Source organism: Nostoc sp., assembly GCF_036917615.1.
Taxonomy (GTDB): Bacteria; Cyanobacteriota; Cyanobacteriia; order Cyanobacteriales; family Nostocaceae; genus Nostoc.
Genome location: NZ_JBALCZ010000026.1, coordinates 148,346 through 167,984, shown reverse-complemented (window position 1 = coordinate 167,984; position 19,639 = coordinate 148,346). Strand labels below are relative to the sequence as shown.

The following is a 19,639-nucleotide window of genomic DNA, read 5'->3' as shown; positions in this document are numbered from 1 at the left end:
TCTCATCAAAGGATCAAGCTAGAGAAGTGTATCAGTCAGCAAGGAAGGCGATTCAAATATGAGAATTGCTTCAAAACTTTCGTTTAAGCGTCAACTATCTCTTCTAACCAAATGTATTTCAAAGGAATTCAATCTTCACACAGAGTTGGATAATCTGGGCTTAGTCTATGATGATCTGAGATATAAGAATAACGGCCCTATAGTTCATAGTTCTACCAAATATCTAACGCTAGATAGCTTGCTTTGTGATCACCATGAAGTGCCAATAGTTAGCTTTTTTCTGGTGCGGGTGGTCTTGACGTTGGTTTTGAATATGCAGGTTTTAAACATTTAGTAGCAATTGAGATTAATTCTCTTTTCTGTCAAACACTTAGCGCTAATCGTCCCGATTGGTCTGTAATCGGACTACCAAACTACAGCGGAGATGTGCGAAATAGAGAGGAAATTTATACGGTTTTGAAATTACTTGGTGTTTCCACACCATTTGAAGGAATCTTTGTAGGAGGTCTACCTTGCCAACTATTCAGCATCGCTGCTAACCAAAGATTTTCTAAAGATGGAGAAAATTTTAAGAGAGTGGGTTTTTCTCACTCTGAATATGGCGACCTTCTTTTCGATTTTATTTGGTACGTTAAAGAATTCAAGCCGAGAGCTTTTCTTATTGAAAACGTTACAGGTCTATTAGATTTAGATAGTGGCATACAACTGTCTGAGGCTCTCGCTATTTTGGCAGAATCTGGATATTCAATTGCTGAACCAACTATAGTAAACGCTGGAGATTACAATGTCCCACAAAATAGATATCGTTTATTTTTAATAGGTCATCTTACAACTAACGAATTTACTTTTCCTACGTCATGTTCAGGTGCTGTGCCATGTTATAAAGCCTTTGAAAAGCCAGTAATTGGTTTGGAAAACCACATAACACGAGAGCATAAAGCAAATTCCATAATTCGATACATGGATTTAAACTATGGAGAGCGAGATCATCTTGGTCGAGTTGCTCGATTAGACCCCAATTTACCATCTAAAACGGTGATTAGTGGAGGTACAAAAGGTGGTGGGAGATCGCATCTTCATCCTATTTATCCGCGAACATTATCTGTTTGAGAGTCAGCAAGATTGCAAACATTTCCTGATGACTTCGTTTTTTGTGGTTCTTCTGCACGCCAATTCACACAAGTTGGAAATGCTGTTCCACCCTTAATTGCATTTCAGTTAGCTCGTTCTATTTATTTCCAAATCTATACAGGTCAATCAAGGTATGAAGTGCTTGAGCCTACCTCTGTCAAAAGCACCGTCTAACAACCGTGTTGCAGCGAGGTCATAGCCATCAACAGCTTGAGTTTTGAATCGGTTGATGGCTGCATCAGTTGTTGCATCATCTACTGTTAGATCAATAGAAACAGCGATCATCAGGTTTTCATGATTTTTATTGACAAATTCTTGTAGTAAATGTTATAAGCCAAGAAATTTATTTCTTGGCGGGAGATTGGGCAGATGCAAGATATAAGTAAACAAACAAGACGCCTAACCCTACTCGCCTATGAACAATAAGGGTGTTAGGATATCTTTCACCAGTTGAATCTGACTTATGAAATTAGTTTGCTCCCAAAGCGATCTCAGTACAAACCTCTCACTCGTTAGTCGTGCAGTACCTTCACGGCCAACTCATCCAGTACTTGCCAATGTGCTGCTCCAAGCGGATGCTGAAACTAACCAAGTAAGCTTAACAGCTTTTGATCTCAGCTTGGGAATCCGCACCAGCTTTAACGCTGAGGTATGGCAAGGAGGTGCGATCGCACTTCCTGCTAAGTTACTTGTAGACATCACCTCTCGTCTTGCAGAGGGCGAAATCACTCTAGATGATGAATCAGCCCTCACAGGTGCAACACCAGGTGGAGAAGGTTTAATTGTCACACTCACACCTAAGAGTGGACATTACCAAGTACGAGCAATGGGGCCTGAAGAATTTCCTGAATTACCTGTAATTGAAAATACAGAAGTAATCCATCTTACTACCACCGCATTAATTGAGGGATTACGGGGTTCATTGTTTGCTACCAGTGCTGATGAAACCAAGCAAGTACTCACCGGAGTGCATTTAACAGTTAAACAAGATACTTTAGAATTTGCAGCTACCGACGGACATCGCCTAGCAGTAGTAGAAACTAGCAACGAGCGTCCTCTAGGCGGAACTAGTCAACTAGAAGTGACAGTACCAGCTAGAGCATTACGCGAACTCCAACGAATGTTAGCTCATAGCGCCTCATCAGATGAACCTGTAGCTTTATATTTCGATCAAGGTCAAGTCGTGTTTGCATGGCAAAATCAACGCTTGACTAGTCGCACATTAGAAGGGCAATATCCTGCCTATCGACAATTAATCCCCCGCCAATTTGAGCGACAAGTGACAATTGAACGGCGACAATTCGTAAGCACTTTGGAACGGATTGCTGTGCTAGCCGATCAGAAAAATAATATTGTCAAGCTCACTATTGACAGCGAAGCTCAAGAAATTACCTTATCTTGTGAAGCTCAAGATGTGGGCAGTGGTAGAGAGTCAATGCCTGCACAAATTTCTGGAGAAAATATTGAGATTGCTTTTAACATTAAATATTTGATGGAAGGCTTGAAAGAGTTACCATCTTCCGAAATTCAGATGCATTTGAATCAAAGCCTAACTCCAGTGATTTTTACGCCATTGGGTGGTTTGAAAATGACCTATTTAGCTATGCCGGTGCAACTTAGAAGTTAAAAAGAATGGTATAAACTCAACAAAAGCTTTATTACCCAATACGCTTGGGTTAAGATTTGATCCCGCCTAACCCTCCTTTTTAAGGAGGGAATTAACCAAGCCTTTTTAACACCTTTTTTCCCTGACCTCACAAAATCGCGTTGCTTCCACTATTACGATTATCATTATTATACAGATTTTTTTTATACCTAGACGTATTGATAAAATTTACTCGCTTTTAACTTGTTACTAATTAACACAATCTAATTGTTACTAATTAACACAATCTAACCTTTTCCCCTCTTCTTTATTAACAATAAAATACAGGACTTACGCAAAAAGGCAGTGAAAGCCTTGATTTACCGTAAGGGCAATTCATGAATTGCCCCTACATTTCGTACTTAATGCGTAAGTCATAAAACAGTCAAATTTTATACGGCTGATTATAAGTAAAAAGCTTTAGATAAGTAGTAAAATTTATTAAGTGTTTTCTGAGATGAAAATATGGAAATTTTACGCATACTAAGTTTGGGATTGCTTTTTGCTAGCTTTCCAATGTTTTTGCTGCTAACCTGCAAAGGTCGATTTTTGCTCAAATCGATGGTACTGGAGATCAAGCATGGAAAGAAATAGGTGATAAGTTCGGATCAATTGATCACAAATCCGGCAGCGTTGGCAAGGGTAAGAAGCTCCCCAGAAAACTTGCTAAAAAGTTATTTCCTCTGAGACCGCTAGGGAAACAACTTGTGCATCCACAGGACAGTGTTTTAGGTGCAGATAGCAGATGGCCTGAACCCGGACTGAGAAATAAAAGCTATAGTCGCCTAATTAAAAATGCCTTCAAGCCGGAATGGTGGAAGTCTAATCAACTGATTCAAATTGATGCTAAGGGTGTCAGAACTTTTGTTAATAAACCGGATCGCTCTTTGGAAACCAATGAGTACAGGTTAATAGAGTACAACTTCTCGCTATTTTTTGGGCTGGCAATTCAAATGTACGAATCTACGCTCATCGCTAACGATACCCCACTTGATCGCTTCTTGGAAGGAAACACCACTGCCCTAACTGGGCAACAGCAACGGGGGAAACAACTGTTTGAAGGTAAAGCTCAATGCAACGTTTGTCATAATGGGGCAGAACTTAGCAGTGCTTCTGTGAGTTCTGTGCAGAAACAAAGAATTGGGATTCTTAACATCCCTAATTTCAGCAGATTTGTCTTTGACAATGGCTTTTTCAATATCGGCATTAGACCGACATTAGAAGATGTTAGTGTTGGAGGTAATGACCCATTTGGGAATCCGCTTTCTGAAACGAAACTGGCTCTACTGCGAACTTTCCAGCAACTTCTCGGTTCTCCATCCAACACCATAGTTAGCTCTAAGGACATAATACTTGCGGATGGTAGTTTTAAAACTCCTGGACTCCGCAATGTCGAACTGACTGCCCCTTATTTCCACAATGGTGGTTCTTTAACTTTGCAGCAAGTGATAGAATTATACAATCGTGGCGGAGACTTCCGCAAGCAAAGCGCTCTTGCCGTGTTGGGATTAACTGAAGCCGAAAAAAATGACTTGCTAGCTTTCCTCAAATCACTCACTGATGAGCGAGTCCGCTATGAAAAGGCGCCATTTGATCACCCACAACTGTTTGTTCCAAATGGACATCCGGGTGATTCTACATACGTGATCAATGATGGTACTGGCAAAGCCACAGATAGTCTACTGGAAATTCCTGCCGTTGGTAGTTATGGTGGTAATGGCACTCCAAATTTCCTCGTAACTTCAAGACACAAGACAGTGGTAAGTAAATAGCATTTCCGTGTTGGGGAGCTTTTGGTGGGGGAAACCCGGCACTAACTCCCCAACAGCGGAAATTATACAAAATATTGAAATCGGGTTGCCAGGTGGAGCGATACAGACTGGCTGCTGATGGCATGAAGAACTTGATTGAAATCTTTACGTATAATTGCTGTTGAACTGTTGCAGTTGACTTCTCTACACCGCACCCAGGCAACTGCCGACGCTATTCAAGTCCTCAATCCTCTTCAGCTTCACATAATCAGCGCTAAATCACCTAAACTACCCAAGATATTAACAGTTAGTTGGGTGCTTGGTTGCGTAGACGCTTCTTCGGCTTGTCGCTAGACATAGCTCGTTTAGGGGGTTACTTAGAACATCGACATCAAACCGCTATTGGTATCCAGGTACTGTGGCGGGGCGGGTTAAAATTGCACGACAAGAGTCACGGTGGTAGCTCCCCAACCTACGGGAGTTGATGGTGCGATTTGGTGATTTGGATCACCGGAATTTCAATCCAAAATTCTGTACCTAACTCTGGCTGAGAATCACATTTAAACACACCACCGTGTTTATCCACGACAATCTGATAACTTATTGACAACCCCAAGCCCGTGCCTTTTCCCACTGGCTTAGTAGTGAAAAATGGGTCGCAGATTCTTGCCTTCAGGGCTTCGGATATTCCTGGGCCATTGTCCGCAATGCGAATTACTACGCTCTTGACATTACCTTCAAGCTCTCCAAGAGCAGTACGGATAGTAATTTGATTGCTATGAGGTTTTGATGGAGATTCCCTGTAATCTTCTAGAGCATCGATCGCATTACTTAAAACATTCATAAATACTTGATTCAGTGGCCCGGCATAGCACTCTACTAAAGGAAGATTACTATATTCTTTGACTAATTTAATAGCCGGACTTTCCGGTTTTGCTTTCAAGCGATGCTGCAAAATTAGCAAGGTGCTATCAATGCCCTCATGAATATCAACTGGTTTTTTTTCCGCCTCGTCAAGGCGGGAGAAATTCCGTAAACCCAAGACAATCTGCCGGATGCGATCAATTCCAACTTTCATGGAAGATAGAGTTTTAGGCAAATCCTCCATGATAAATTCTAAGTCTATTTCTTCAGAGCGATCGCGAATCTCAGGGCTGGGATTAGGACAGTCTTGCAAATAGAGGTCTAGTATACTGAGTAAATCTTGGGCGTAATCATTGACATGATTGATGTTGCCATAAATGAAGTTCACCGGGTTATTAATTTCGTGAGCAACACCAGCTACCAGTTGACCTAGTGAGGACATTTTCTCAGTTTGGATCAGTTGGGTTTGAGTTTGCTGTAAATCATGCAAAGCTTGAGTCAGTTTTTCTGTCTGCTCTTTGGTTTGATTATGCAATTGGGCTTGTTGAAGTGCAACCCCAAGCTGATTAGCAATTTGAGTGATGAACTTAATTTCCGAGGCTTCCCAATGGCGGGGTGCAGAATTCTGATAAGCTGCTAGCAAGCCCCATAGCTGTTGCCCGATAAATATAGGTGCGATCGCATACGCCTTTACTTGTAATTGCTCCAAAACCGCAATGTGACACTCCGAGTGGCCAGACTGATAGATATCATCAACTATATAGCTTTCATTATGGCGATATCGTCCACCTTGGGTTTCTTGTAAATAGCTATCTTTCCAAACTGTATTAAGATCATAACCTACAAGTTTTACCCAACCATCAACCACAAACTCGGCGATATATTCACCACTCCAATCTGGATGAAAGCGATAGACAGCCACACGATCCGCTTGCAGTGATTTGCAAATTTCTTGAGTGGTAGTCTGAAAAATCATATCTAAGTCAAGAGATTTTCGGATTTTTGCAACAACTTCAAACAATACCCGTTGCTGTTCTGCCGCTTGTCGCAAATCAACAGCCTGATGCTTAGTTTGTTCTAGTAAATCAGCTTGTTCCAGTGCTACAGAAAGCTGTGCAGCAACTTGGGTAGCGAACTGGATTTCTGAGGATTGCCATTCACGCGGTTGGTCGCACTGGTGAATGCACAACAAACCCCACAGTTCATCACTTTTAGCCAGTGGCAAAACTAAATTGGCTTTAACTTGGAGTTGCTCCAGCATTTGGACATAACAAACATTCAGTCCAGAGTTGTGGATATCAGCGATCGCATGGATGCGTCCCTGACGATAGAGAGCATCATACTTGTTCTTAAAGCAGTTGTCTTGAATTTTTAATGTTAAAGCAGAAGTAAACTCTGGCAAAACACCCTCTGAAAGAATTTCACCTTCATCGAGTTCGGAATTCGGGTCAAAGCGGTATACTACCACTCTGTCAGCATTCAAAGAGCGACGGACTTCATAGACAGTTGCGGCAAAAACTGTCTTGAGATCAAGAGATTCCCGAATTTTCGCAACAACTTCAAACAACACCTGTTGTTGTTCTGCCGCTTGTCGCAAACTTAACGTCTGCTGTTTTGTTTGCGTGAGTAATTCAGCTTGCTGGAGTGCTACACCTATTTGACCAGCAATCTGGCTGAGAAAGTTAATTTCGTATTTTTTCCATTGGCGCGGCCCAGTGTGTTGATAAGTTGCCAGCAAACCCCAAAGTTTCTGCCCAACAAAAATCGGAGCAAGCACAAAAGCGTGAATTTGAAACTGCTCTAGATTGTCGATATGACACTGAGCAAATCCCATATTATAGATGTCATCTACCGCAAATGTTTCATTGTTGCGGTAGCGCCCTCCCTCTGTGTCTTGTAAGTAAGTATCATTCCAAATAGTATTAATTCCTAGTTCCGATTGATTCGACCAATATGGACTAGCAGCCTCAAAATCGCCGACAAATTTCCCACCCCAATCAGAATCAAAACGATAAACAGAAACACGATCAGCTTTGATTAATTGACAAACCTCTTTAGTGGTTGTTTGAAAAATAGTATCGGTGTCAAGAGACTCACGAATTTCAGTAATAACTTTAAACACAGCCTGTTGTTGTTCAGCTGTCCGTTGCAGTTCAAGTGTACGCCTTTTGACTTGTTGTTCTAAATTTTCATTGAAGGTTTGAACCTGTTGGTAAAGTTCATACTGCTGAATTGCTGAAGCAAAGTGTTTACCAATGTCTCTAGCTAGTTCAATCTCTTCAAGTGTCCATTTGCGAGCTTGTGCCTTTTTAGATTCGCGCCAAACCTCAAAGGATTGTCGGGGGTAAAGTTGCCTTTGATCGCTGTCATACTGCCCCGCCCATAGAGTTTCTGTATCTATTTCATTGCGGAAAATACTTAAATAGCCCAGCAACTGCTGACGATACTGGAGTGGGATCATCAACATGCTGCGAATTTTAGTTGGTTGAAAAGCAACTTGCAAAGTTCGCAAGCCAGGAGTGTTATATATATCTAAAATCGCCCAAACATCATAATTACTAGACTTATAGTGTTCCTGCCAGACACTATACTGCTCTATCAGTGGATATATAGTTTGTTCTGGCATCATAGGTTGCTGTCCACAGATATAAAGCTTGATACAACTATTTCCTGGTATTAAGCATTCTGTTAAACTGGCTACGTTGCCATTGTGGAAATTAAAAGCTTCATTTCTAATGCAAAGCCTGCCACCAACACCATCAAATGCAGCTACGGCCGCTTCTAAGGCTGGCTGTAATACAATCGTGGGTAGTGAATGCAGTAGTGTAGAAATGCGATTAATGATAGCTTCGCGTTCGGCTTTTTCACGCGCTTGAGTCAGGAGGGTACTTTGAGCGATCGCCACAGATAGCTGATCAACTACCATCTGTACTGCTTCTAGTTCATATTCTGAAATCAAATGCGCTTGCGAATTATGAGACACCAGTAGCCCCCAAAGTTGATCTTGATGGAGAATAGGCGCTACTACAGAGGACTTTACCCCCATTGCCGTCAAATATTCAATATGGCAAGAGTCTACAGGGCGGTAACGGATCTCCTCTGATATGGTTTCTCCATTTTCCAACTCACGTAGGTGACTTTGACCAATCTCTTGAGTATCAACATTAATAACAGAACGCACCCGTGATTTGATAAATAGTTCACGGGCATCCAGTGGAATATCATCAGCAGGAAAATTCAATCCCACTAGCGACGGCAACCGATTTTCGTGAATTGACTCAGCAATCACCTGACCACTGCCATCGGCATGAAATTTGTAAATCATCACTCGGTCAGTTTTTAGTAGCGATCGCACCTCTGCTGTTGTCACTGTGATAATTTCCTTGAACTCTAAACTTCGTCGAATACGGTTTGTAATGCGGCGTAGTAAACTTTCTTGATGGTGACATAAGGGTAAATCTTGTTCAGGGTTGGAGGTCATTGCTTATAACAAAATAAATTAATAATTCGCAAACTGGCATAATTAAATCTAAAGCCATTCTGGTATTTATTTAATCAATTTGTCTTCAGTGCAACTACGGGTAAATCATTAATAAAAATCTTTATTTACCTTTTATAAAAAATCACCAAGATCTCACAAAAACAGACGCTAAAATAATTGCGTCTGTACTAGCTACAAGAAAAGATTCTTGCTTTTTAATTTTGAGTTTTTGTCAAACATTGCCGGAGCAACAAACTTAAACGCTTATATTGTCAGCAAAGCTGATTTTCAGATAGTCGTCTTCCATCTTTGCCCCTGCTGGTTGTAGGGCTGCTAAGGCTTGCGGCAAAACTAAGTTACGACGATGGTTGCCAATAGTAATGTTTAATTCGTCTCCGGTTTTACTCAGTTGAACTTGGTCTTTAGGAATACCAGGTAAGTAAAGTTCTAAGCTGTATTGGTTTTCCTTTTGCACGACTCTAAGAGTCGTTTCTTTGTAATAAACCTGAGTTGGATCTTCATCTTTATAAAGGGTTTCCTTCAGGCGTTCTAATGAAGCCAATCCACACATCTCCTCAGCAAACAGGGGAACTTCCTTCACAGGTAGAGGGTGAAAATTATCATGAATTTCCCGGCGATATTGCTCCTGACTTTCCTTCCAACGTTGGAAAAATGGATCTTGGACAACGCTAGGAATAATCCGATTAGCCACTACTAAATCTGTTGCAACATTATACAAACTCAGATAAGCATGGGCACGCAGAGACTCTTTAATCACCATCTTTTCGGGATTAGTAACGAGCCGCACTGAGGTTTGAGTATTGTCTGTTAATACTTTTTCCAGAGCTTCAATTTGTTCATAAAACTCATAAGGTGCATCCATCACTTCTTTATCAGGTAGCGAAAAACCAGCAATTGGTCTAAAAAAAGGTTCAACCAAAGGTCGAAGTGCCACCGAGATGTTTTGAAATGGTTTGTAAAAACGGCGCATATACCAGCCACCGACTTCAGGTAAACTCAGCAAGCGCAGTGCTGTGCCCGTGGGGGCTGAGTCGATAATTAAGACATCAAACTCACCTTCATCATAATGGCGTTTCATCCTTACCAAGCCAAAAATCTCATCCATACCTGGTAAAATTGCCAATTCTTCCGCCTGTATTCCGTCTAAACCCCTCGCCTGTAAAACTTGAGTAATGTAACGTTTCACAGCACCCCAGTTTCCCTCCAGTTCTTGCAGCGCATCCAGTTCTGCACCCCACAAATTTGGGCGAATTTTTTGGGGTGCATGTCCCAGTTCCATGTCAAAACTGTCTGCCAGAGAGTGAGCGGGATCTGTACTTAAAACCAATGTCTGATAGCCTAGTTCCGCACAACGGAGTCCAGTTGCAGCAGCAACGGAAGTTTTGCCCACGCCGCCTTTACCGGTCATTAAAATTACACGCATAGATGCTTCTGTCCTGCCTGAGGATTTTATTACATTTATTTACATTATCGACTGTTTAAAGAAAATAAATGCTGTTTCACCACGTTTAGGCGTGAACAATCTTCTCGATATAACTTTTAACCAAAAAGCTTTACCAGAAAACTACTGTAAAAAATTCAATTTAATAACCGTAGAGTGGGGATTACCCACCTTTACGATTGAAGACAACGACACTCGGATTGGAGTTGAGAAAGGTGTCGATCCAATAGAAGGGGGTGCTACAGGTACAATCAAACTGATTGCCGATCGCAAACCAGTACAAAGCACCACCTTAAACTTTCAAGCTCAAGGTGGTACAGCTAGTTCAGCAGATTATACTCTTGGCCCGGTAACTACAAACGAGCAAGATTGGGCTGAGGAAAATGGTAAATGGACGAAAACAGTTAGCAACGGCTTAACCGCAGTAGATGATAAAGTTTACGACCCCAACGAGACTGTAATTATTAAACTCAATCCTGGGACTAACTACGAGATTGATAATGCTAAACAACAAGTAACATACACAATTAAAGACAACGAACCCCTGATCAGCATTGAAAAACTACAAGATCCGATAGAAGCCAAGCAACACGGACAATTTAAAGTCGTATTCGACCAAAAGCCACCGCAAAACTTTAGCCTGTATTTACAATTGCCAGGAATCGATACAGTTGAATCTGGTAAAGCAACAAGGGGAACTATTGCCAATACAAAACCAGATTCTGACTATAAGTTGTATTACCGCTACAAACTAGACGACCAAAAGGAGCAAAAAGACTTCTCAAAAGATGCCATTAATACGGATTAGTTCTATTAATAAAACCGTTAACGAAGGTATCGATCAAAATGGACAATTTTTGGTGGAGTTGAGCGACCCTGCACCAGAAAATGGATTGAATATATATTACAACATTAGTGGTTCGGCAGAGCGATCGGAAGATTATCAGCTACTGGGTAACGATATAGGCAAGATTCAAATTGCCCCTGGTGAGAAAAAGGGGGAAATCAGCTTTAATGTTATTGATGATAATTTTGACGAACAAAAAGAAGCGATAACGATTGATTTATCCCAGCGTAATGGCTACATTCTCGATAATACATACAAGTCTGCAACCATTGATATCGAAGACAATGACAAAGCCAGGATTCAGATTGTTAATGTCAACACCCTAATTAAGCAAAATGGTGAATTGCAGGAAATTATTGCTATTTCCCTTAGTCCTTTAACGACTTCAGAGAATGGAAATAGTGCAACCTTTGCAGTGCGCTTGGATAGCCAACCTCTAGATGATGTGACAATTACTTTCGACGGTATTAACTTTGCCGAAAGTAAATTTAGTACCCCTTCGTTGCAATTTACTAAGGATAACTGGAATCAATATCAAAAAGTTATTGTTACTGGTGTTGACGATCAAGTGTTCGATGGTGATTTTAGCTACAAACTTGCTATTAAGACTACTAGTAAAGACGCGAACTATGCAAGTAATGACATCAGTCTGATCGAAATTGATAATCGCGATAATGATAGTAATTTCATCAGTGTCCAAAAGTTAAATGACCCCAATTTAACTAAGGAGAACCGCCAGGAAGAAATTAAGGAGTCGGTTCAAAAGCTAGAATTACAAACCAAAGCAGATATTAAAAAAGACTTGGAAAAAGAAGTTAATCTTGACTTCACCACTGTCAACAATACGAGTCCGCAAGCGAGTTTTTCTCTCAGTAATTCTGTATTGAAAGAAGATGGCAACCCACTCAAACTAACCGTTAACCTGGATCAAGCTGCGCCAGCAGATACTATAATTAAATACGGCGTAGTTAGTGGTAGCGCCACTGAGAATGTTGACTATAAGATTACTGGCGGTAGTTTTGCCTTATTGCGTCAAATTGGTAATACTAATCCCTTTAATGGCTTTAATGTTGGCAAAAATGCTAGTATTGCCTTCGGCGATTTAAATAATGATGGACTTTTGGATGCTTTAGCCGTTGGAACCAATGGTATTATTAACTACTACCAAAGTAACGATACTGAGAATAGTCCTTTATTTATTCAAAAATACGACACTGCTAATCCTTTTAACGGGGTTACTGTCCCTGACGGGGCGATCGCAATAGCTGATCTAAACAAAGATGGTTTAGCTGATGTAGTTATAGGTACAACTGGTGGCACTCTTAGATATTATATCGGTAGCAAAGAACAACCTCAATTTACCGAACAAATTGACAAGAATAATCCCTTCAATGGTATCAATGTCGGTAATAACAGTGCCCCCGTTTTAGTTGATTTCGACCTGAATGGTTTAACCGATTTAGTCGTTACCGCTGGCAATGGTAGTACTAAATATTACAAAGCTATCCTAGAAGGGAATGTAACAAAATACATCGAGCAAATTGATACTGCTAATCCGTTTAACAATCTCAACGGTCAACTTGGCTTTGCAGATTTAGATAAAGATGGTGACTTAGATGTAACTGTTGGTAGCGCTGATGGCACGCTCAAATACTACCAGAATAACAATGGAGTATTAAGCGCAACAGCTAACAATGACCTCGCTGGTGTTGGTAATAATAGCCGTCCGGTATTTGTCGATTTAGATGGCGATCGCCAACAAGATTTGGTAGTAGGTAACTTAAATGGTACTTTTGCTACATTTATTAATCTACCCGGCGTGAAAATTGCTAAGGGTCAAACTAGCGCCAGCATCGATATTCAGCCAATAGGCGATCGCATTGCCGAAAATACCGAAAGCATTGATATTCAACTATTTGACGGGACACAGTATAACTTAGACCCCAAAAATCCATCTAGTTTCAAGACTCAGATTACCTTGGAAGATGATAATGACAAAGCTGGTGTCACTATCAAAGCTTTACAACAAACAAACGTAACTACAGAGACTGGTAACTCTTTAGATTACGAACTAAACCTCAATTCTCAACCGATTACAGCTGTCACCGTATTTGTTGGCGCGAATAAACCAACAAAGGCGAAAATTATAACCCAGCCGGCTTCGACAATAAATCCAAAATTAGCTGATTTTCAAGCTCTGACATTCACTCCCGACAACTGGGATAAACCGCAAAAGTTTACAGTAGTTGGTGTAGATGACAAAATTGATGATGGCATTAATAAGCAGGTTTCTTACCAACTGTTAACCACGCTTGAGAGCGAAGACCTCAAATATCACAAGCTCAAGGTTGCACCAATTAACTTAACTAATACCGACGACGACACCGCAGGCGTTAACATCAACCTGCGCGGTGATGCGGGTAAAATTGAGGAAGGTACAACCAACGTCTTCACAGTCACCCTCAAGAGTCAACCAGTCGGGGAAGTCAAAGTAACTGTTATCCCAAGTGATGACCAAATTATCCTGAATGGAGAAAAACTAAATAGAGAAATTACTCTCACCTTTAACGAGAAAAACTGGGATAAAGAACAAGTCGTGCGGGTATTAGCGGTCGATGATAGTTTGGTGGAATACGATAGCCAAAGCTTAGTTTCCTTCAAAGTTGAGAGCGAGAAAGACCCTGTTTATAACAATACTAAATTGGCTCCCGAACCGCTCAAGGTCACAATCATCGATAATGACCTACCTACAGCGAAAGTCATGGCAGGTTGGAAAGGATCGGAACTCGAAGGTGCTTCCAGTGGGTTTATGGTGTATCTGAATCATGCTGCACCGAAGTGAGCAGGAGGTACGGGAATTAAAGTTAACTACGAAATTATTGGTGGTTCAGCAACCTATGACACCGACACAAGCAAAGCTGACTATCAACCCATCCCGAAAAAAGGTTCAGTAACTATCGCTCCTGGTGATATTCAAAATAACCTATTGATTGTCCCTATTGACGATAAATTAGTTGAATCAACCAAACTTAACGTTACCAGTAAAATAGTTACTCGCAGCGATTTAACCCTGGATGTAACTATTAAAGTTGATTCGAGTAAAACACTATCTACCAAAATTGCTAAAAATACGGAGTTAACTATTAAAGGGTTTAAAGCTGTCGTCACAGAAGATACTGAGCTAGACCCCAACCTCAGTCAAACCCTAGAGCAAAAAGCTACTATCAAAGTCTCGATTGCTAATGATGTTAATGACCTTAAAGGTTCTCAAAGTAAATTAGGAGCAATCGATCTGAGTGTCGTCGGATCAACCGTTGACCAAAAAGAGTTAACCCTTGGCTTACAAACGCTCGACTTGCAAAGTACCAACCCAAACCTCGCAATTATCAAAGGTACAGAATTAAATTTTGGTAGTGGTGTAGTAGCAACAATTGCAGATAATGCCACACTGCAAAACACTACAGGTCAAGTTGCAGGTCAAGTTAAAGTCTTAATCGATCCCCAAAAAGCTAACGCGATTAAGGAAGATTCTAAAACTAAATTAACAGACGAAACTATTCAAATTAAACTCCTACCGGGCGAAGGTTATCAATTAGGCGATGAAAAAACCGAAGCCATCTTAGGTATTGTAGATGACGACCAACCAGGAGTGAGAATTATTGAATTTGGTGATAATACCACTGTCGTTGAAGGAAAAACCGCTACTTTCCAAATCTCTCTCCTCAGCGAACCAACAAAAGATGTAACCATCACTATCATCGATCCGAACGGTCAAACTCGAGTTCTGAATAATAAACTCACCTTTACCCCTCAGAATTGGTATAAATTACAAACCGTTACCGTTAGTGGCGTTGACGAAGGAGTTATCGAACCTGGGGACTTCCATACCTCTTTCCTGAAATACACAGTCGATAGTGAAGATGCTACCTACAAGAACTTTGCGGTTGCCGACCAACAAATAAATATCATTGATCGCCTGATCGATAAAGAAGAAGCGATCGCAGGTGTTAGGGAAGGTTTAAGGAGTAGCAGCGAAATCCTGAAGAATTTAGAACTACCAATCATTGGTAGTGCAGATGGTAAAGTACCTTCGATTACTGAAGGCTTAGATGATGAAGTAGCGAAAGCCATTGATGGTACAGACAACCTGACTACTAGTAAACTTGAAAAAATCTTATAAACAACTCTGCACAACTTTAAGATTTCCCTGAAAAAATTTGGGATCGACTCCGAAATCAAACCCTTTGCAGGTGTTGATGTGAAAGTTGAGATGACCGAGGATGAAATCAAAGTCAACTTTAATGTCTCAAATACCTATAATCTCTTTGATTTTCCCCTTGATGCCGATTTAGGTTTACCCGCTTTGGGTTTAAAAACCCAAGGAAATGTTTCTAGTTCCTTTAATTACAACTTCAGTCTTGGGTTCGGTTTCCATAACGATTTTGGTTTTTACATTGACACAGAAAAAACAAAATTTGATGCTGGTTTCAATGTTAGTTTAGGCGAAGGAGTTTATGGAACTGACAGTAAAGGATACTACTTTGAGGCAAACGTAGACAAAAAGAATCCCGATACCAAACCAAAGCGTTATTACAACGACCTACAATCCGTTGGTGAGTTTACCTTCTTAAAAGACGAAAAAAACAACAAAGATTACTGGGATAAAAACAACAACGGCAAAATTGACGACAAAGACCAAGATATTACCAAAGACCCGATTTTAGAATTAGACAAGAATGGCAACAAAAAAATAGATCGGAACTTATAAGGGAAGGCAAATCTTTGGTTCATGCAGCTTGATGTTGCTAATGACCCCAATAATCCCAGCCAGTTAAGTATAAACTTTGGCGCTAGCTTGTCGGATGACTTAAGCAAAAAAGTTAACTTTTTGGATATCAACGGTAATGGGAATCTCGACTTTACTGATACTAATGGTAACGGTGCGTAGGATAAAGGCGAACCCTATACCGAACCGACAGGAAAGGTTAAAACTGTTGCCGATCCAAAGAACCCAAAAGCTACAGTTCAGGAGTTAATATTTAACCCCCAAGACCCCGTTCATAAGGCACTTGACAAGAACAAGAACAACCAATTTGACGCCTTGGAGATAACAGTTAATGCTAAAAAGGCTCAAGTTCTGACTTTTGAAGAGCAACCAGTAGAAGTTTTCTTGGATGTAAACGGTAATGGTAAAGCCGATGCCTTGGAACCTATTGGTACGGGGTTTAAGGACGCTAGTGGAAGCTTTATCTTAAAATATGACTCCAAAGACCCCAAACATCAAGCTGCTGACAAAAACAAAAATGGTACTTTTGATGTCCTACAGCTGGTTTAGATATAGTTGATGGTGGTGAAAGAAATGGCACTGTGGTATTGGTGACGACATCTTAATTGGTGGTGCTGGTGCGGATAAATTTGAATTCTTATCACTCACAGATAATGGCTATGACAAAATTAGCGATTTTGATTCAAGCGATAAGATTTATATTGCCATTAAAGGATTTGGAACAGCAGATATAAGTAAGTTCAAATACAACAATGGTATCTTGTCCTACAACGATATCAACTTAACTTCAATTGAAAATAATGGTTTGTTAGTCCAAGATTTATCCATCGATAAGCAAATCGTTTTGTTTTAACTATTCTCCAAGAGGGTAGGTAATTCTTACCCTCTTTTCTATAGCAATCCGGTTTGATTTTTGTTGGCAAAGGAATAGCGTTGTTAACAAGTCTAAGTATTTGTAGGGTGGGCAGTGCGTGAGCCGCACTGCCCACCCTACGTATATTTCAAAAATCTTCCGAGGATTTCTATATTCTCAATAATCATCAAAGTAATTGTAAAGACCTATGTTATTAGATAAAGTTCTTCAGCGTGGTGTTGTTAAAGTTAGTATTAACAGTTTTGCTCCTGGCTTTTCTGTCCTCAAAACAGACGGTAGTTATACAGGATTTGATATTGATTGGTCTCACTCTTTAGCTGCGGCTTTATTTGGCGATGCTAATAAAGTTGAGTTTGTTCCACTCGATTTTTCTAAAGGTTTTGATGTAACCACCAATAGTTTGGTAAATGGGGAAGTTGATGTTATTGCTTCACCTACTACTGTTCGCAATACTTGGGATACTAATCTCAAAGTTGACTTCTCACCCATCCATCTCTACAACAGCCAACAGATTTTAGTTAAAGGCGATCGCAATATTAACAATATCTTTGGTTTAAAAGGCTTGACCATTGGTACTCCTAAAGGTACAAACGCTGGTAAAAATCTGGTTAGTTTTTTCAAATCCCAAGGTATTGATTTTACCTTACGCTAGTACGAACAAAGTCAATTAATTGAGGCTTACGCGAAAAAAGAGATTGATGCAGTATCCACAGACCGCACCCTTCTGTATAGTAGTCTTCAGTTCTTGAGCGATCCGAAAAATAACAAAATCCTTGACACGGAGATATCGAAAGAACCTCTAGCTGTTACTATTCCTGAAAATGACTCGGAATGGGCAGATGTAGTTAAATGGGTAACTTATGCACCTATTCAAGCAGAAGAATTTGGTATCACCTCAAAAAATCTTAATGAAGTTATCGCCCATAGCACCAATCCAGCAATAAATCGTTTCCTTGGTTTAGAAGATAATTTAGGTAAAGAACTTGGACTTAACAAAGATTTTGTTACCAACATTATTAAACAGGTTGGTAACTATGACGAAATCTACAACCGGAATTTTCCTGGTTTAGAACGCGATCGCAATCATCTTTGGGAGGATGATGGTTTACTCTATTCTCCTCCCTTCGCTGGTACACTGCCAGATAAATTTACGCTAACTGATAACAATAATCGCAATCTTTTTCAAGAAATCAAGGAACGTGGAAAGGTTAAACTTGGTGTAACTGGTAATTTTCCTGGTTTTGCTGTTCAGAATGCGGATGGTAAATGGCAAGGCTTTGATATTGAATTAGGTAAAGCTGTTGCAGCAGCTGTTTTTGGTGACCCGAATCAGCTTGAAGTTACCGTCGTACAAAATTTCTCCCAAGGTTTTGACGATGTAGCTAATGGTGCAATCGATATTTTCGCTGCGGGTATAACTAATAACTTAGTTCGAGATGCAGCACGGGGTGTTGATTTTAGTCCTACTTATCTTTATACCGGACAAGATTTTGTCGTCAGAAAAGACAGTGGAATTAGCTTGATTTCCGATTTAAACGGCCGCAAAATTGGTATAACTAACTCTACAAGCGGCTTACAAAATATTCGAGACTATTTAGCAAAGTTTGGTGGTAGTTTTATTCCTCAAACTTTTGCGACAATAGCAGAGATGCTTGACGCTTATGACCGAGGTGAAATTGATGCTATTTCTACAGACCAACCTATTATTGCGGGGTTAATTACCAAGCTATCAAATCCCGACGACCACAAGCTGCTTAATAATGTGATTTCTAAGGAACCTTTAGCCTTAGCTATCGACGAAAATCAGTCAGCATGGGGAGATTTGATTAGATGGGTAACATACAGCTTAGTACAGGCAGAAGAGTTTGGTATTAGCTCGGAAAATATTCAGAATTTAGTAGAAATTAATACTGACAATGACCCGACAAACAACTCTACGGATGAAATTCGTACTTTCTTAGGTATTGACAGCAACATAGGTAAAGGATTAGAAATTTCTAATGACTTTGTTGTTAATATAATCAAGGCAGTTGGTAATTACGGAGAAATATATAAGCGAAACTTTGGTAGTAGCATTCTCAATCGTGATGAAAATAAACTTTATCTCGATTATGGTCTGCAATACTCGCCTCCTTTTGCAGTTAACTCAATTGCTGCTACCGTAACACGGCAAAATGCGATCGCTTCCTTAGCTGAAAACGTTTATACCAGTAAAGGATTGAAAGTTGCTGACATTACGATCGATAAAGAGGGATTAGGTAAAGAAAGCCTCATTCTTAAAAATACTGATGTCGATTTATTTGAAATTCGTGGTAAAGAATTATTTTTAAAAGCAGGCGCTCTCCTTGATTTTGAGACTAATCCACAATTAGATATTACCATCGAGGTTAATGAGCCTGGTTTCAACAATGAAATCAAAAGTAGTGCTTCTATCTCCATCGCTATTACTGATATCAACGAATCTCCCGTTACTCTCAGCCTCACAAAGAGCGAAGAAGGCAAAACTTGCTTCGTTTAAATGGAGACCTGAACCGCGCCAATTTAGAGTTTGCATTAATTAATAAAGATATTGGCAAGGACAACGTTCACGAAGTTGGACTATTTGTGGTAGACGACACCCAAGGTCGCGTTAATGGTTTACTTCCCAGCGATCCCGGTTACTTACAAGCTGCCCTCAGCCGCAGTCAAAGCATTTTTTCCGTAATTTTCGATGAATTTGTACCCAACCCGACACGCAATTTAGAAAACTTTAGCGGTAAATTACTCTCCTTCTACTTAGTTTAAAACGGTAGTACTGA

The 19,639-nt window shown here is 40.3% G+C and carries 17 protein-coding genes and 1 pseudogene; 15 read left to right on the top strand and 3 right to left on the bottom strand.

Going from position 1 to position 19,639, the window contains the following annotated elements:
• Positions 1-333 precede the first annotated feature (333 nt).
• Together V7K85_RS09210 and V7K85_RS36440 are read left to right on the top strand one after the other, a co-directional pair.
• Positions 334-1,110 (top strand): annotated as a pseudogene (locus V7K85_RS09210) (DNA cytosine methyltransferase); the annotation flags it as partial.
• 12 nt (positions 1,111-1,122) lie between these two features.
• Positions 1,123-1,305: a DNA cytosine methyltransferase gene (locus V7K85_RS36440; protein ID WP_442940563.1), complete on the top strand. Its 183-nt coding sequence runs from the start codon at positions 1,123-1,125 to the stop codon at positions 1,303-1,305.
• Here the strand turns inward: V7K85_RS36440 and V7K85_RS09205 are convergent.
• Complete coding sequence (locus V7K85_RS09205) at positions 1,258-1,416, bottom strand: hypothetical protein (RefSeq protein ID WP_334812898.1); 159 nt, start codon at positions 1,414-1,416, stop codon at positions 1,258-1,260. The genes V7K85_RS36440 and V7K85_RS09205 overlap by 48 nt on opposite strands.
• A gap of 178 nt (positions 1,417-1,594) precedes the next feature.
• Between V7K85_RS09205 and dnaN the strand changes: the two genes are divergently transcribed.
• From dnaN to V7K85_RS09190, 3 genes are all read left to right on the top strand, one after another.
• Positions 1,595-2,758, top strand: a complete 1,164-nt coding sequence (gene dnaN / locus V7K85_RS09200; RefSeq protein WP_334812896.1) for a DNA polymerase III subunit beta — start codon at positions 1,595-1,597, stop codon at positions 2,756-2,758.
• 725 nt (positions 2,759-3,483) lie between these two features.
• Entirely contained in the window at positions 3,484-4,548 is a 1,065-nt protein-coding gene (locus tag V7K85_RS09195) for a cytochrome-c peroxidase (protein WP_334812894.1), read from the top strand.
• 135 nt (positions 4,549-4,683) lie between these two features.
• Positions 4,684-4,881: a hypothetical protein gene (locus V7K85_RS09190; protein WP_334812892.1), complete on the top strand. Its 198-nt coding sequence runs from the start codon at positions 4,684-4,686 to the stop codon at positions 4,879-4,881.
• Between the two features lie 118 nt (positions 4,882-4,999).
• Here V7K85_RS09190 and V7K85_RS09185 read toward each other — a convergent pair whose 3' ends face one another.
• Both V7K85_RS09185 and V7K85_RS09180 read right to left on the bottom strand, forming a co-directional pair.
• Positions 5,000-8,872, bottom strand: coding sequence for a GAF domain-containing protein (locus tag V7K85_RS09185; protein WP_334812890.1), 3,873 nt, complete (start codon positions 8,870-8,872; stop codon positions 5,000-5,002).
• 256 nt (positions 8,873-9,128) lie between these two features.
• A complete protein-coding gene (locus V7K85_RS09180) occupies positions 9,129-10,316 on the bottom strand; it encodes a TRC40/GET3/ArsA family transport-energizing ATPase (protein WP_334812888.1) in 1,188 nt (395 codons plus the stop codon).
• Between the two features lie 91 nt (positions 10,317-10,407).
• Between V7K85_RS09180 and V7K85_RS09175 the strand changes: the two genes are divergently transcribed.
• The 10 genes from V7K85_RS09175 to V7K85_RS09130 all read left to right on the top strand — a co-directional run bounded on the left by V7K85_RS09175 (position 10,408) and on the right by V7K85_RS09130 (position 19,625).
• Complete coding sequence (locus V7K85_RS09175) at positions 10,408-11,142, top strand: hypothetical protein (RefSeq protein ID WP_334812886.1); 735 nt, start codon at positions 10,408-10,410, stop codon at positions 11,140-11,142.
• The gene (locus V7K85_RS09170) at positions 11,123-14,023 is read left to right on the top strand and encodes an FG-GAP-like repeat-containing protein (RefSeq protein WP_334812884.1); all 2,901 of its coding nucleotides are present in this window, start codon (positions 11,123-11,125) and stop codon (positions 14,021-14,023) included. The genes V7K85_RS09175 and V7K85_RS09170 overlap by 20 nt, the downstream gene beginning before the upstream one ends.
• The gene (locus V7K85_RS09165) at positions 14,007-14,135 is read left to right on the top strand and encodes a hypothetical protein (protein ID WP_334812882.1); all 129 of its coding nucleotides are present in this window, start codon (positions 14,007-14,009) and stop codon (positions 14,133-14,135) included. Before V7K85_RS09170 ends, V7K85_RS09165 begins: the two co-directional genes overlap by 17 nt.
• A gap of 32 nt (positions 14,136-14,167) precedes the next feature.
• Positions 14,168-15,361, top strand: coding sequence for a hypothetical protein (locus V7K85_RS09160; RefSeq protein WP_334812881.1), 1,194 nt, complete (start codon positions 14,168-14,170; stop codon positions 15,359-15,361).
• Between the two features lie 78 nt (positions 15,362-15,439).
• Positions 15,440-15,949 carry a hypothetical protein gene (locus V7K85_RS09155; RefSeq protein WP_334812879.1) on the top strand — a complete coding sequence of 170 codons (510 nt, stop codon included), beginning with the start codon at positions 15,440-15,442 and terminating at the stop codon, positions 15,947-15,949.
• 21 nt (positions 15,950-15,970) lie between these two features.
• Positions 15,971-16,129 carry a hypothetical protein gene (locus V7K85_RS09150; protein WP_334812877.1) on the top strand — a complete coding sequence of 53 codons (159 nt, stop codon included), beginning with the start codon at positions 15,971-15,973 and terminating at the stop codon, positions 16,127-16,129.
• Positions 16,130-16,282: 153 nt separating this feature from the next.
• Positions 16,283-16,516 (top strand): hypothetical protein, encoded by a 234-nt coding sequence (locus tag V7K85_RS09145; RefSeq protein WP_334812875.1) that lies wholly within the window; start codon positions 16,283-16,285, stop codon positions 16,514-16,516.
• Positions 16,517-17,028: 512 nt separating this feature from the next.
• Positions 17,029-17,493 (top strand): transporter substrate-binding domain-containing protein, encoded by a 465-nt coding sequence (locus V7K85_RS09140; protein WP_334812873.1) that lies wholly within the window; start codon positions 17,029-17,031, stop codon positions 17,491-17,493.
• Positions 17,494-17,586: 93 nt separating this feature from the next.
• Entirely contained in the window at positions 17,587-19,359 is a 1,773-nt protein-coding gene (locus V7K85_RS09135) for a transporter substrate-binding domain-containing protein (RefSeq protein WP_334812872.1), read from the top strand.
• Positions 19,347-19,625: a hypothetical protein gene (locus tag V7K85_RS09130; RefSeq protein WP_334812870.1), complete on the top strand. Its 279-nt coding sequence runs from the start codon at positions 19,347-19,349 to the stop codon at positions 19,623-19,625. Before V7K85_RS09135 ends, V7K85_RS09130 begins: the two co-directional genes overlap by 13 nt.
• Positions 19,626-19,639 lie beyond the last annotated feature (14 nt).

What these genes read in the sequence shown, in the direction of transcription:
- V7K85_RS09205 (WP_334812898.1), bottom strand. Translation starts at nt 1,416, where the DNA reads ATGATCGCTGTTTCTATTGATCTAACAGTAGATGATGCAACAACTGAT.
- dnaN (WP_334812896.1), top strand. Translation starts at nt 1,595, where the DNA reads ATGAAATTAGTTTGCTCCCAAAGCGATCTCAGTACAAACCTCTCACTC.
- V7K85_RS09185 (WP_334812890.1), bottom strand. Translation starts at nt 8,872, where the DNA reads ATGACCTCCAACCCTGAACAAGATTTACCCTTATGTCACCATCAAGAA.
- V7K85_RS09180 (WP_334812888.1), bottom strand. Translation starts at nt 10,316, where the DNA reads ATGCGTGTAATTTTAATGACCGGTAAAGGCGGCGTGGGCAAAACTTCC.
- V7K85_RS09170 (WP_334812884.1), top strand. Translation starts at nt 11,123, where the DNA reads ATGCCATTAATACGGATTAGTTCTATTAATAAAACCGTTAACGAAGGT.
- V7K85_RS09165 (WP_334812882.1), top strand. Translation starts at nt 14,007, where the DNA reads ATGCTGCACCGAAGTGAGCAGGAGGTACGGGAATTAAAGTTAACTACG.
- V7K85_RS09150 (WP_334812877.1), top strand. Translation starts at nt 15,971, where the DNA reads ATGCAGCTTGATGTTGCTAATGACCCCAATAATCCCAGCCAGTTAAGT.
- V7K85_RS09140 (WP_334812873.1), top strand. Translation starts at nt 17,029, where the DNA reads ATGTTATTAGATAAAGTTCTTCAGCGTGGTGTTGTTAAAGTTAGTATT.